Here is a 13,643-nt window from a genome sequence, read left to right as displayed (position 1 = left end):
TCAATATAAATACAATTAAAACAAGATACTGAGGTGCTAGGTGCTAGGTGCTAGGTGCTAGGTGCTAGGTGCTAGGTTTTCGTTCAGTGCTTTGGGTTGCGTTAACCAAGTGCTGAGTAAGCGCACGCCGTAACCTGTGGCGCCCGCAGGCACAACGGCGGTATCGGTCGCGGTTAAGGCGTTGCCCGCGATATCGAGATGCGCCCAAGGTTGTTCACCAGCGAAATGCTTTAAGAACATAGCTGCAGAGGATGCGCCTGCGCTGCCTTCTTTACCTGTGTTTTTCAAATCGGCAATGGTAGATTTTATTTCATCGCCATAGGCTTGATCTAAAGGTAGGCGCCACACTTTCTCGCCAACCTGTTGACCTGCATAGGTAAGTTGCTGCACCAATGGTTCGGAATCTGTAAATAGGCCAGCGTAAACGCTACCTAATGCGCTCACTTTTGAGCCTGTCAGTGTTGCAACATCAATAATCACCGACGGCTTATAATTTTCGCGGGCATACCATAAGCCATCCGCTAATACTAAGCGGCCTTCTCCATCGGTATTAAGCACTTCAACCGTTAAACCTTGAGCCGTTGTAATCACATCGCCTGGGATCATTGCATGGCCAGATATCATGTTTTCTGCCATGGGCATAATCGCGACCACATTTACAGGCGCTTTTTGAACCGCCATCGCCTTAATGGTGCCCAGTACAGTGGCGGCGCCCGCCATATCAGACTTCATGCGTGCGATGGAAGTGCCTGTCGCTTTAATATTGTAACCGCCAGAATCGAAGGTGATGCCTTTGCCGACTAGCGCAATGGGGGCTTCTTTACTACCGGGCCAGTGGGCGACAACTAACCTAGGTGGACGTTCACTGCCTTTGCCTACCGCCGCTAATGCCCCAAGGTTTAACCGCTCGATATCTTTCGCTTCGAGTACAGTCACCTTTACGCCGAGAGATTTAAGTTTACGCGCTTCGTTGGCGAAACTTTCGGGGTACATGATTCCAGCAGGGGCATTGGTCAGATCGCGCGCTAAAAACACACCGGCTTCAATAGCCTCTAGATTTTTACGGTGTTTTTGGTTGGCACTTAAGTTATCGACTGCGATTTGATAGTTTTTTTCGCTATGGTTGCTAGCCTTGAACTGGGTATAACGGTAACTACGTAGCTCAATACCATGGGCAAGCTCAGAGGCAAATAGTGGTGTAGCACTTAAGCCTTTGGTGAGCACGCGCACACTGGCTTGGGGAACAGTTTCTAGCTTTGCCGCTAGATTTCCACCGATATTATTAATCTCTCCGGGCGTTAAGGATGTGGCATCGCCAATACCCACCAATAATACCCGTTTAGCATCAATTTCACTCGGGACTAAAATCTCTAAAATCTCTCCTTGTTTGCCCGCAAAACTGTTATCTGCTGTGGCGAGATTTAACTGATCTTGGGTCGATTGAGGTAAAAAATCGATACCATAGGTAGTAGAATCTACACTTTGGAATAACACTAATGTATCTGAATTCAGTGAACTACGAGTGTCAAAACTAAAGGTTTCGGCGTTAGCATTGAGAGAGTTAAGGCACGCCAGAGCCATAACGCTTAACATAAATTTGTGCTTATTTTTCATGGTGACAACTCATATCATAGGAGAATGTAAAGAATAACAAAGCTCAGCCTTAGGGTTAACTAATTTACGCTATTTTGCTGATATTAATATTAAATCCAAGGCCCAAATCGTGTCAGTGATCGATCAAGGGCAAAACCCAATTGTTGCGATAAAGATTGAGCATGATTTTTGAGTGCCGAGGTGCCTAATATTTGAGGAGATTGGCTAGCAAAAATCACCCAATTGCCGCCGCCTGTGAGGCAAGCGTTCACATGGGCAAAGTGTTGTTGTAAGTCGGCTAACAACTCGCGATTTTGGCTATGTTCTTTCCAGCAGTTCAGCACTAAATAACCGTTGGGTTTGATGAGGTTAGTGCACTGTTCAAGGAATATTGGCGAAAGCTGCCCTGTTTCAACGCCTTTGGCTGTATAAATATCGGCAAAAATTACATCCACTTTTTTATGATCGCCAGCAGCTAAAAAAGCAATAGCATCATCATTGATAAGATTGAGCTTTTTACCTATCGGCAGCTGAAAATAGCGCTTAGCTAACTCAATCACCGCGGGGCGTAATTCCACCGCTGTTAACTTTATTGCCGCGTCGAAATTGCGCAGTGAGTGAATAATTGAGCCGCCGCCTAAACCTAAAACAATAGCGCTCTTGGGCTTACAAAACAGTAAAACCAACAACATGGCTTGCACATAAGTGTGCTGAGGAATATGGGGCGCAGCCTTAAGAATTTTACTCTGCTCATCATTATCCCCAAAAGACAGTATTCGTGAGTCATCGTAATCGAGCACGCGAATTGGGCCAAATGAATCTTGGGTTTCATGTAAGAGGGTAGAATCGACCATAGTGTGTTGTTACTCTGTTTGCTGCTTGGCTTGTTTGCGGGTGGTATAACTGGTTACGCAAAAAAGTTAGAATTCAGACGGTTTCAAAAATTGAGTGGCTATTATGACAAATCAAATCCTGCTTGCCTTTATTTATCTTGCAGTGTTTCTCTTTTTACAGCGTGCGTTAACCCATTGGGTGAGAAAACTCGCGCAAATGAAGCAAGTGAGTGTCGCACGGACCAGTTTGGTGACTCGGTTTATTTCCTATGTGATGTTTTTTATTACGCTGTCTTTGATGGCGGTCTCGCTGGGGCTTGGTTATCAGGATGTATCACTCTTTGTTTCATCGGCGTTTGCGGTGATGGGGGTCGCCTTGGTCGCCCAGTGGTCAATATTGAGTAACTTAACGGCAGGCGTGCTGATTTTTTTCGTATTTCCTTACCGCATTGGCGAGCGTATTCGGGTGGTTGATAAGGATGAAGATATCAGCGGAGTGATTATTGAAATCGCACTATTTCACGTGCTTATTCATCGCGACAATGGTGATACCATCACGTATCCCAATAACTTAATGCTTCAAAAGGCAGTGTTAAAGCTCTCAGATCAAAGTCCGCTTGCAGAGCGTCAGGCTTTACTCGAAGGCAAAAAGAAGTTTGATCCTGAGTAACAAAGGATAAAAATACATGGTCAGTGAAGAAGATGTTGGCAAATTGATTGATACTGAACTTTATAGTTCATTACTCGTCTATGCAAAAAAGAATAGCAAAGTAAATGTAAATGAATGTGATCTACCTAAAGTGTTATTAGCCTATGATGCACAAAAAATAAACGCCGCCGAGTTTTCTATTTTAGAGATGGAGAAGATAGTGTCATCGAACGTGCCACTATTTACTTGTTTCTTCGATAAAAAGATTGATACTTTTATTGATGCACCAGATGAGCACGAGAGCAATAATGATGTTATCGCAACACTGCCTTTTTATAAAAATTTCTTGGTGATATACATTATTGAGTTCTGCCTCTTAATTGAAAAGCAAGATGAACTAGAACGTTACCTTAAAAAAATAAGAGTATCAGGCAGCAAAAAATATTCACGAAAATTAAAGGAAATAATGACTGCTTTGTAATTGATTGAGAACAGTCAGAGTAATACGTGTATATAATTTTGGGCAAACTTGATAGATCTGGCCATGGTTGGCGACCTTAGTTATTTGGAGTTCGCATGTTTGCAAAGTCAATAACCATTTTTCCTTTTGGTGATATTTCAGGAAAAGGTCAATCAAAAATCTGGGAAAGGAAGTTAGATATACCTTATTTAGGGACTGGTTTTCTCATACGTATTTGGGGGACAAAAGAGGGGCCAACAGTATCCCAATGTGAGGCATTCGATAAACTCATCAATAATGCAGAGCTGATTAGAAAAGATGCAACTGCTAGGATTATTCATTTTCTTACATCTTCTGACATTGTTCCTGCAGATATTGAGCTCTCCTCATCCAATGTTTGGGCATTTTTGTTGCCATGCTTGATCGAAGTTCATGCAAATAATGAATACAGTCTTGGTATTGGTAAGCTTGGTACGAATGCCATTTCGATTGGATATAATATTTCTTTGGGTGAAGGTTTTCCCCTTTTACAGATAGGTGTTTTAGATGGCGTTATCGATGAAATATATTCCGAATAGTGATTATCTGAATGTATGATTAGCAGTTTAATATATGCAAGGATGAATCACTAAAATCATAATATTAGTTAAGGTTTTAGTGATTCATTTGATTTAAAAAATGTAGTTCGTTAGGTGTATTGTGGGCAGCCCTAAAGGCTATTTTAACGAGGCGATAAAGGCTTCTGACTTTTGGCGGTAGGATTCTTCAAATGCAATGATAGCCGCTATGATACCGGAGCCAAAAAGTACTTGTAGAGAGGGGATAAGTGTTGCTATGCCCACAGTCGACCAAAAGTTAAGACCAAATCCACGTGTCATCCAAAACTGACTCGCTAGGCCAATTAATGAAAGCGCGACGGCTAGCAACGAAACAACGGTTGTTACTCGGGTAATCATTAACAGTAACGCTAAGTTTTTTGAGGATAAATTTTTATAGGGTTTCATTTTTCTACTCTTTCCTTAAGTAGTTAATATCTAGTATGTTTAATTTATGACCTAGTGAAGCACTCTTTGAAAAAACGCGACCGCTTGCAGGTACATTTGCAGTGCGAGTGCGGGATCATAGCGTTCGCCTTCATCACGCATAAAGACGTGTTGGGCGTTGACTTCAAGCCAAGTGAAGTTACGGTTCAGCGCCATTAATTGCTGGTGGATTAACACTCGCCCCTCTGGTGATACATGGGGATCTTGCTTGCCGAACACTAACACTAATTCCCCTTGAATATCACCGCTGCGGCTCAGTGAGTCATTGCCGTAAGCGCAGGGTAGGGTGTTGGAGTGAATGTCGGTTGGATAGAGGCAAAATGCGCCTAAAATAGCGGGGTTGAGTGCGGCGCGATAGGCTAAGTGGCCGCCAATACACACGCCCATGCTGCCTACTTTGCCATTGCAGTAAGCTTGTTGAGTGGCAAAATCGACTAGGGCTTGGGTGTCGCTATCGTGGTGCTCTAAAGGTTTGGCAAATTTATCGGCGTTGCCTTTGTCTTTACCCGATTCATCATAGGCGAGTACTGTGCCTATGGGGTTGAGTTCATGGAATACTTCAGGTACTAATACGGCAAAACCATGGCCGGCAAGAATTGTGGCGGCGCGAGTGATGGGGGCGGTTTGCTGAAATATTTCGGAATAGAAGATGATACAAGGGAACTGGCCTTGTGCATCAGGGCGATAGATATAGGTGCGCATCGGGCCGGATGGCGTTGAGATATCTTGAGTTTGCTGAGTTACTAACATATTTATATTCCGCTATGAGGCTTCAAACGCTGAAGCCTCACTTTAGCAGTCAGGATTTTATCTGTCAGTTAAAACAATTCGTTACCTGACAATTCGCCCGCACTGAGTGCTTTTAGATTGCTCAAGGTTGTTTTAGCGATAGCACTTAAGGCTTCTTCGGTGAGGAAGGCTTGGTGCCCAGTGAAAATCACATTGTGGCAAGCAGATAAACGGCGGAATACATCGTCTTGGATGATTTCATTCGATTTATCCTCAAAGAATAACCCCTTTTCATTTTCGTACACATCAAGCCCCAATGAACCAATTTGGCCCAGCTTTAAGGCTTCCATTGCATCAAAGGCATTGAGTAAGCCACCGCGGCTAGTGTTAATCACCATCACCCCGGGTTTCATCTTAGCGAAGCTTTCTTTATTGAGTAAGTGATGGTTATCTGCCGTTAACGGGCAATGTAAGCTGATGATATCGCTGTTGGCATAAAGCGAATCGAGATCTTGATATTCCACATTAAGGGCTAACACGGCTGGGTTAATAAAAGGATCAAACGCAATGACTTTACAGCCAAAACCGAGTAATACCTTGATGGTTGCCACGCCGATTTTACCAGTACCAATCACGCCAACGGTTTTGCCGAACATATTAAAACCGACTAAACCTTCGAGTGAAAAATTAGCATCGCGGGTACGTTGATATGCTTTATGGATTTTACGATTTAAGGTCAACATCAGTGCGACAGTGTGCTCGGCCACAGATTCAGGTGAATAGGCGGGCACGTTAACGACTTTCATACCTAAGCGTTTAGCAGCGACTAAATCGACGTTGTTAAAGCCCGCACAGCGCATGGCAATAATTTTTGTGCCACCCTTGGCGAGTTCTACGAGTACTTCTTCGCAGAGTGAATCGTTAACAAAGGCGCAGATGATGTCAAAACCTTCGGCAAGTTTCACCGTTTGCATGCATAGACGATAATCGAAATACTCTATTTGCGCACCAAAGGCGACATTGGTACGGTTAAAATATTCTATGTCATATTGTTTTGCGCTAAAAAATCCAATTCTCATTTCAATCACCTACCCCGTTGCCTGATATTGTTATCTGCTAATGAGTGTAAGTGAGTTCGCTTTTTTTGTCCTTAACCTTGAGGTTTACCCCGCTAAAAGAGTGACCTTTATCATCAATTGGACATAAAAAAAGCGAGCCCCTGACGGCTCGCTTATTGGTTTGTTGAGTTTGCTTGAGGATCAAGCAACGGCTCTCATATTAATAGTCGTGCTATGTGAGCCTTGGGCTAGTCCTTTAGCACTGATGATTGCATTTTACTTTTTATCTTTAGCGTATTTTGCTGCAGAGGCACCCGCGATACGGCCGTAAGTTACGATATCAGAGATAGCGTTACCACCTAAGCGGTTAGCGCCGTGAACACCACCGGTCACTTCACCTGCTGCATATAAACCATCAATAGGTTTACCCGTTTTCTCGCTCTTCACTTCGGCCTTAGTATCAATCACTACACCACCCATAGTGTGGTGAACCGCTGGCGCGATTTCGAGAGCATAGAAAGGCGCTACAACTAATTCACGTGGTAAATCAGGACGTTCAAATTGAGCATCTTTACCTGATTTAACGAAACCGTTGTAAGCTGTGACTGTTTTAGCCAGTTCTGCGGCTGGAATATCTAACTGTTTAGCCAGATCTTCAATCGTTTTGCCTTCTTTAACAATGTTCAGGTGAACATAGCCTTCGATGGCTTTTAAGCTCTTACGGATTGAATCATCAAATACCAAATAAGCACTTTCGCCTTTTTGTTGCAGAATCGCCGCAGACGCTTTGTCACGGGTGGTGATTTCGTTCATAAAGCGGTTACCTTCACGGTTAACCACGATAGCCCCGTTACCACGTACCGCTTCAGTGATCATCACACCGCCTGCAGGAGAGTAGGTTGGGTGAGCTTGAATAAATTCTAAGTCGCGAGTTGCCGCACCAGCTTGCAATGCTACGTCTAAGCCGTCACCTGTGGCACCTGGGTGGTTAGTTGCTTTAAAGCCTTTTAACTTAGGATCGTACTTCGCTACGCGATCATTGTTTTTAGCAAAACCACCTGCAGCAATAACAACTGCATCGGCTTTGATCACGTAATAACCTGTGTATTCGCCTTTCACTAATACGCCAGTAATTTTACCACTCGCATCTTCAAGAATACGTACTACACGGCTGTTTAAGCGAATATCAGTGCCGCGTTTTACGGCGTTATCCCATAGAACTTGTGCGACATGGGCACCTACACCTGCGCCGCCAGTAGGACGATGGCTACGGTTAACACTTGCGCCACCCATACGGCCAACGTCTGTCATATCGGCACCCATAGAGGTTAACCAATCGATAGAGTCTGATGAGTTGTTCGCTAAGGTTTTGACTAATTCAGGATCGTTAATATTACGGCCACCTTTCATGGTGTCGTCGATCATGATTTGTTTCTTATCTTCAATACCTAACTTAGCTTGTGGCTTCGTTTCTGCAGCGTTCATACCGCCCGCAGCCAGTTTAGTATTACCACCTGGTACAGGTTCTTTTTCAAGTAGAATGACGTTTGCACCAGCATCACGGGCAGATACGGCAGCAGCTAGACCTGCACCACCTGAACCAATAATAACCACATCTGTGGTTTCTTTTGCGCCAGCGGCAATGGCTTTATCTTGTGCAGCTTTGTCTGCATCAACAGGCACAAACTTACGTTCCCATTTACCACCGTATGGCATATCAAAGCCAAAGCTATGGCAAGCGTCGCAGTAAGTTACTGATTTTTCATGGCCTTTGTGACAGCTAGTACAAGCAATTTCACCAATTAAGTGAGATTTATGGGGGGATACTTTATCTTTAGGTGCGGCGGCGGCTAATTCTTTTAAATCACCGTGGCAGCTAACACATTGGGCATTTTCATGGGTCAGGTTGTCGTTGGTAACGCCACCTTTGTCTGATACGTGGCAGCTATCGCAGCCACCCATTTCACCGTGAAAATCGGCTAGCACTTCCGGCGCTGCATAGGCCGTTCCGGCCATTGCGCCTGAGATCAGCATGGCTAGTGCTGTTTTTTGAATCTTTCTTGTGAACATGATAGTTCCTCCGCCGTACATTCATCTACTTAATAAGGGTTATTCATCGTGGCGTGATATTGGTATTTTACATAGCTCACGCACTTTAGAGCATTCTCCGCTAACAAAGTTAGCACTATCTAAAGAGGTATATGTGTATTTGTGTCACATAATTATTGTTATATCGAAAATAACATATCTAAATTGTGCAATATGATGAAAAAAACAAAATCAAACTGAAATAAATCACTTATTTGATAGGGTGAAACTTGCTTTAGTTAACATATTTATACGGGCTAGTATTCGGCTATTTGAATTAGTTTTGAAAGTTTTGAAAGTTTTGAAAGTTTTGAAAGTTTTGAAATATGTTTAGTTGTATTTTTATTTGATTGTAGTTTAGTGTAAATACGTAAATATTTACCGAGTTAAGTATTATGCAATAAGTGATATTTCGCCAGTAATTGGGGTGGAAATTTATTGTTTATTTTGCCAGTATGTTAGCTGTATGATTTTTAAAGGTTAAATTTATGCGTAGCGATCATGTGTCAGAGAGACGTTTTTGGATACAGCGACTGAGTAAAACAAGCTTAAGGGCGTTGCATATACTTGGTGTTGTCGGTGCGGGGGGAGGAATATTACTCGGCGTAGAAAAACTCCTGTGGCTGAATTACTGGTATATTGCAATGTCGACAGGAAGCATATTGATGTGTTGGGAAGTCGTACGGGATTGGCGTTGGCTTATTCAGCTTAAGGGTGTGTTAACCTTGGTTAAATTAGGTTTGCTTTGTTTGTTTATACCACTCGCAAATTATAAACCTGAGCTGCTTATACTCGTCTTGTTTTTATCTGTTATCGTTTCCCATGGTCCCGCTGGACTCAGGCATTATTCGATTGTGCATCGTCGACAAATTGAAACTAAAAAAGAGATTAAAGGCTAATGCTCCAAACAGATTGTGCACTTTTAAAGCCATCGGCATTAATAACTCAATTCCCTTGGCCATCTTTAGTGGGCTTGAATGTGCTTGATTTAGCTTGCGGTTCTGGCCGTAATGGCCTGTGGTTCTTAGCACAGGGAGCCGATGTTACTTTTGTCGATAGCGATCTGTCTCGTTTGTATGTTGAGCATCCTAATGTGCATAAACTTCAGTGGGATTTAGAGGCCCATTCGGCACCAATTTTGCCTGTCGAAGCATTTGATATTGTGTTGGTGTTTAATTATTTACATCGGCCTTTGCTGGCACAGATCGCCGCAAGTGTTAAATCCAAAGGGTTTGTTGTTTATGAAACTTTTACATGGCGCCAAGCTGAAATAGGGCGGCCACGTAACCCGGATTTTTTATTGATTGAACATGAACTCAAATCAGCATTTGCCAACTGGCAACCTTTGCATTACTTTGAAGGACAATTGAGTGAATCTCATTCGGATCGTATGAGCTTTAAAGCACAGATAATCGCTCAAAAGTGGTAGTATGCTATCCTGTCCGATCCCAAATCTATCCATGCACAAAGTAAAAGTAGAGGCCGCAGGATGTTTCCCTATCCAGAGCAATACCGCATTGCCACTCCACCGATAACGACAGCCATTATGGTGGGTTGGGCGCTGCTCAGTCATAGCGTGTTGGCGGATGCTAGCCCAGTAGCGTTATACCCATTATTTGCGCTGTTTCCTCTGATTATTGCATTACATATGTACTTAATTTGGTTGGCGAAAGGGATGGGAAGGCTCGATCAGTTTTTCTATGCGTTAGTGCATATTCCATTAGCGTTTGTGGTGTGGACGTTTACCATTATGCATGTCAATGGTAATGCATTTTCCTAGTTTATTTTCCTGATTTGTGACTACTTTACTTAAGATGTGTTCAAGGATGATTGCGTGTGGATCTAGAGTTTAAAAAACGCCAACTACTTTATTTTCCTGTTTTATATCTCAGTGGATTATTTATTTTAGGCTATAGCCTTATCCATTGGTTTTTACTGCAATTATTTAATGTAGATGAAGACCTTGGGTATTTTTGGTTACCTCTGTTGCTTCCCGGTGGATTGTTGTTTTTTTTCCTTCGGCCTAGGCTTAAACTGCTTAACTTTACGGGCAGTCATTCACGCTTTATATATCTTCTAATTGCTTCAATTTATATTGCAGTTCCTACCATCATTGCTCAGGCATACCTAAAGACGGTAACGGGCAAGTTAACTCAGCTTGATTCGATACAGGAAATCATGCTGCACCCTCCGACGCAGTTTTATCAATTAAAACGGTCTTATATCGATAAAACGCAAATCGGTTTACAGCGTAGCTTTGAAGTAACAGGTAGGAGTAATAACAGACTAACGATCAAGCTGTATATCGCCATCCCCATTTTTGCGAGCGAGGCAGATAGCCACCGCGCTCCCGCTCTGGCATGGTATGGCAAAATATACCAAGAAGAGATCAGTAATCGACTCGAACCTGATGAAAAAGAAGCGCAATTTCAAGCGTTCTTAACACGTATACAAACCGAGTTTGACGAGTTTGATCCCCATGCGTTTAATTATTTAGATCGTCTCGGCCCCTCTTCACTTTATTCGGATTTGCTCTCTGCCGCGCAAAACAGCCCCAGCTACCAAGCTGAATATCGGACTATTTTTATGCCTGCATTCACTCCCTTTGAGGCGCGAAATGGTCATAAACTAGCGTGGATTATCGGCTGGCTATTGGTTGGAGCCTTGGTGTGGTATGTGATGTTGCGACGGGTCAAACTGGATGAAGTGGCGTTGAACTCAGGGGCATTAGCAAAACAATTGGATCATCGAAATACCACCTCTGAATTACAGTCATGGCTTGAGTTCATCCGCCCTAAAGCCGGTTTTATGGTCACGCCAGTACTGATGTCTCTCAATGCATTCGTGTTTATCTTTATGGCATGGTCAAGCTCGCATGTTATTCATTTTCAGAGCCATTTTTTGCTTGAGTGGGGGGCTAATTTTCGGCCTAACGTACTTGCGGGTGAGTGGTGGCGCTTAGTCACGAGTAGCTTTATCCACGGCGGCTTAGCGCACTTAGTGCTGAATCTTTACGGATTGTTTTTCGTCGGTACCTTTATTGAGCCTTTGCTGGGTAAATGGCGACTGTTGTTGGTGTATTTAGTCTCGGGGATTCTGGCGAGTGTTGCGAGTCTCTGTTGGTATGATGCCACTATAAGTGTGGGAGCATCGGGCGCCATTATGGGACTTTTCGGGATATTAGTGATTTGGGTTTGGAAGCGGGTTTTTGCTAAAGAAATTCATTTTATCTTAAGTATCAATGTAGCGATATTTGTCACTGCAAGTGTAGTTTCTGGTTTTTTGGGTGGCGTTGACAATGCGGCTCATATTGGCGGATTCGTTAGTGGTTTACTGCTTGGGTTTCTTTTACTGCCGTATATTCGAAAACCTCAGCCCACTAAAAAACAAAAGCCGAGAAGAAAATAAATACTTCTCGGCCGTTGAAGGATGTTTCTGTTAATGTTTAGGCATGTTCAAACATTAAGAACAAATACACGATAAACAGCACTATATGAGTCGCGCCGTGCAGTGCATTGGTACGACCGCTACTAAAGCTGACCTTACAGACCATTAAACTGGTGATTAACAGCACCATGTCGGCGGGTGACAGGCCTAAATGGACTTCTTGATCTATCACGCTGCCAATAATTAATACCGCGGGGACTGTGAGTGCAATCGTCGCGAGCACTGAGCCAAAATACAGATTCATCGCCCGCTGTAATTGATTGTTTAACGCGGCCTTAAAGCCTCCTACCGCTTCGGGTGATAAAATCAAGCAGGCGACAATAAAGCCCCCTAATGCCTGTGGAGCGCCTAGGGTTGCTACGCTGTAATTGATGGGCATAGCTAAGGTTTTTGCCAGCAAGATGACCACCAACAAATAGCCAATTAATAGAATCGTATGGTAAGCATTACTGCGCAGTATGCCGTGGTGTTCCTCATGGTCTTCATGATCGGCATCGACAAAGAAATGGCTATGGCTCTTTGTCTGTACCACTAAAAAGACGCCATAGAGCAGAATCGAAATAATGATCAGCATCCAAGACATGGCTTTAGACATGCCACCGATAGTGCCACCTTCGGTAAAATTGGGCAGCACTAAACAGAGTAGGGCGAGGGGAATAATCGCCACGAGATAGGATTTTACGCCATCTAAATTGAAATGCTGGGTATGGTAACGCCAGCCGCCAAGTAATAATGTAAAGCCCACTAAACCATTGATGATTAACATGACGACGGCGAACATAGTGTCGCGCGCCATGACAGGATTGGGTTCTCCGGTCAGCATCACGGAGGAGATCATCACCACTTCGAGTGAAATGACCGATAAAGTTAAGATTAAGGTGCCATAGGGATCGCCAAGTTTAATCGCTAGCGCATCTGAGTGGCGTACCACAGAGAAAATAGCCCAAGTTACAACACCCAATAGGGCGAGCGAAACGGGGATATAGGTCGAGAGGGCGGTGCCATCGGCGAGTAAGCTATCGCCACCGTTTTTAAAGAATACTAAGGTCAGTATTCCCAGTAGTAGGGCTAACTCGTCTTTCATAAATGTCTTCATAGGCAATGTGTCCTAAACGAAAAAAAAGGCCGTTAGTATAGACACTGGTTATGGCACACTTTGCATTAAACTTCTTTTAGATTTTACAGTTGAGGTGTTGATGCTAAGGTTTTTTATTTTAACTAAGTCTGCCTACGACGGTTATCGTTAAGGGTGGTATAAATATGATTATGCTGAAGTGATTCATCTTCTAGCCTTAACTAAAAACCGATTTATGAAGGTAGTGATTTGATTAATATAGTTATTTTTTGTGTGATTGTGATTTTGTATTTTGGATTTGAACAACACCGAGATCGACAAGCCTATATGGCGATACTGCTCTATGGGGTTTATATACTTATATATGAGTTTGTCCCACCTTTCCCGAGTGTTACATCATCCCATATAGGTAAATTATACGGTTTGGTGCCTATGTTATCCGTTGGCGCTATCCTCTTTCCGCATTTCAATACCAAGTCACCAGAAGTGGTGACTCGTTGTATCGGCTGGCTGGGATTGCTTTCTGTATTCGTCATTTTAGCAATGTTTAAAATATTGATATGGTAGTAGAGCTGCCTACTGTGCTGTGCACTCAATACAGTGCACAGCGGTTTGGTTTTTATTAATGGATTAACTCTGCGGCTTAAGCTAAAAGTCGCACACTCAAA

15 protein-coding genes are annotated in these 13,643 nt (G+C 43.2%); 8 read left to right on the top strand and 7 right to left on the bottom strand.

The window, feature by feature from the left end; translation table 11 throughout:
* Positions 1-57: 57 nt before the first annotated feature.
* Together SPUTW3181_RS17010 and SPUTW3181_RS17005 are read right to left on the bottom strand one after the other, a co-directional pair.
* Positions 58-1,614: a leucyl aminopeptidase gene (locus SPUTW3181_RS17010; RefSeq protein ID WP_011790537.1), complete on the bottom strand. Its 1,557-nt coding sequence runs from the start codon at positions 1,612-1,614 to the stop codon at positions 58-60.
* Positions 1,615-1,703: 89 nt separating this feature from the next.
* On the bottom strand, positions 1,704-2,447 hold the full coding sequence (locus tag SPUTW3181_RS17005) for a spermidine synthase (RefSeq protein ID WP_011790536.1): 744 nt from the start codon (positions 2,445-2,447) through the stop codon (positions 1,704-1,706).
* A 103-nt stretch (positions 2,448-2,550) separates the two neighbouring features.
* On the opposite strand from SPUTW3181_RS17005, the gene SPUTW3181_RS17000 reads away from it, so the two are divergent.
* The 3 genes from SPUTW3181_RS17000 to SPUTW3181_RS16990 all read left to right on the top strand — a co-directional run bounded on the left by SPUTW3181_RS17000 (position 2,551) and on the right by SPUTW3181_RS16990 (position 4,113).
* Positions 2,551-3,096: a mechanosensitive ion channel family protein gene (locus tag SPUTW3181_RS17000; protein ID WP_011790535.1), complete on the top strand. Its 546-nt coding sequence runs from the start codon at positions 2,551-2,553 to the stop codon at positions 3,094-3,096.
* A 16-nt stretch (positions 3,097-3,112) separates the two neighbouring features.
* Positions 3,113-3,556, top strand: a complete 444-nt coding sequence (locus SPUTW3181_RS16995) for a hypothetical protein (protein WP_011790534.1) — start codon at positions 3,113-3,115, stop codon at positions 3,554-3,556.
* A 95-nt stretch (positions 3,557-3,651) separates the two neighbouring features.
* Positions 3,652-4,113, top strand: coding sequence for a hypothetical protein (locus tag SPUTW3181_RS16990; RefSeq protein ID WP_011790533.1), 462 nt, complete (start codon positions 3,652-3,654; stop codon positions 4,111-4,113).
* A 138-nt stretch (positions 4,114-4,251) separates the two neighbouring features.
* Here SPUTW3181_RS16990 and SPUTW3181_RS16985 read toward each other — a convergent pair whose 3' ends face one another.
* The 4 genes from SPUTW3181_RS16985 to fccA form a co-directional block, all read right to left on the bottom strand.
* Positions 4,252-4,539, bottom strand: coding sequence for a hypothetical protein (locus SPUTW3181_RS16985; protein ID WP_011790532.1), 288 nt, complete (start codon positions 4,537-4,539; stop codon positions 4,252-4,254).
* 51 nt (positions 4,540-4,590) lie between these two features.
* Positions 4,591-5,328, bottom strand: a complete 738-nt coding sequence (locus SPUTW3181_RS16980; protein WP_011790531.1) for a dienelactone hydrolase family protein — start codon at positions 5,326-5,328, stop codon at positions 4,591-4,593.
* 68 nt (positions 5,329-5,396) lie between these two features.
* Positions 5,397-6,386 (bottom strand): 2-hydroxyacid dehydrogenase, encoded by a 990-nt coding sequence (locus tag SPUTW3181_RS16975; protein WP_011790530.1) that lies wholly within the window; start codon positions 6,384-6,386, stop codon positions 5,397-5,399.
* A gap of 255 nt (positions 6,387-6,641) precedes the next feature.
* Entirely contained in the window at positions 6,642-8,435 is a 1,794-nt protein-coding gene (gene fccA, locus SPUTW3181_RS16970; protein WP_011790529.1) for a fumarate reductase flavoprotein subunit FccA, read from the bottom strand.
* A gap of 506 nt (positions 8,436-8,941) precedes the next feature.
* Here fccA and SPUTW3181_RS16965 point away from each other — a divergent pair.
* The 4 genes from SPUTW3181_RS16965 to SPUTW3181_RS16950 are packed head-to-tail and all read left to right on the top strand — an operon-like array spanning position 8,942 to position 11,861.
* Positions 8,942-9,352 (top strand): hypothetical protein, encoded by a 411-nt coding sequence (locus SPUTW3181_RS16965; protein ID WP_011790528.1) that lies wholly within the window; start codon positions 8,942-8,944, stop codon positions 9,350-9,352.
* Complete coding sequence (locus tag SPUTW3181_RS16960) at positions 9,352-9,882, top strand: class I SAM-dependent methyltransferase (RefSeq protein ID WP_011790527.1); 531 nt, start codon at positions 9,352-9,354, stop codon at positions 9,880-9,882. Before SPUTW3181_RS16965 ends, SPUTW3181_RS16960 begins: the two co-directional genes overlap by 1 nt.
* 60 nt (positions 9,883-9,942) lie before the next feature.
* Positions 9,943-10,233 carry a hypothetical protein gene (locus SPUTW3181_RS16955; protein WP_011790526.1) on the top strand — a complete coding sequence of 97 codons (291 nt, stop codon included), beginning with the start codon at positions 9,943-9,945 and terminating at the stop codon, positions 10,231-10,233.
* 56 nt (positions 10,234-10,289) lie between these two features.
* Positions 10,290-11,861 (top strand): rhomboid family intramembrane serine protease, encoded by a 1,572-nt coding sequence (locus SPUTW3181_RS16950; protein ID WP_011790525.1) that lies wholly within the window; start codon positions 10,290-10,292, stop codon positions 11,859-11,861.
* A 37-nt stretch (positions 11,862-11,898) separates the two neighbouring features.
* Here the strand turns inward: SPUTW3181_RS16950 and SPUTW3181_RS16945 are convergent, their stop codons facing one another.
* On the bottom strand, positions 11,899-12,996 hold the full coding sequence (locus SPUTW3181_RS16945; protein WP_011790524.1) for a calcium:proton antiporter: 1,098 nt from the start codon (positions 12,994-12,996) through the stop codon (positions 11,899-11,901).
* Positions 12,997-13,224: 228 nt separating this feature from the next.
* Here SPUTW3181_RS16945 and SPUTW3181_RS16940 point away from each other — a divergent pair, with 228 nt between their 5' ends.
* A complete protein-coding gene (locus SPUTW3181_RS16940; protein ID WP_014609989.1) occupies positions 13,225-13,542 on the top strand; it encodes a hypothetical protein in 318 nt (105 codons plus the stop codon).
* Positions 13,543-13,643: the final 101 nt, after the last annotated feature.

The organism is Shewanella sp. W3-18-1, assembly GCF_000015185.1.
Taxonomy (GTDB): domain Bacteria; phylum Pseudomonadota; class Gammaproteobacteria; order Enterobacterales; family Shewanellaceae; genus Shewanella; species Shewanella putrefaciens.
Note: the sequence above shows the minus strand (reverse complement) of the source record. Positions and strands in the feature narration are given on the sequence as shown.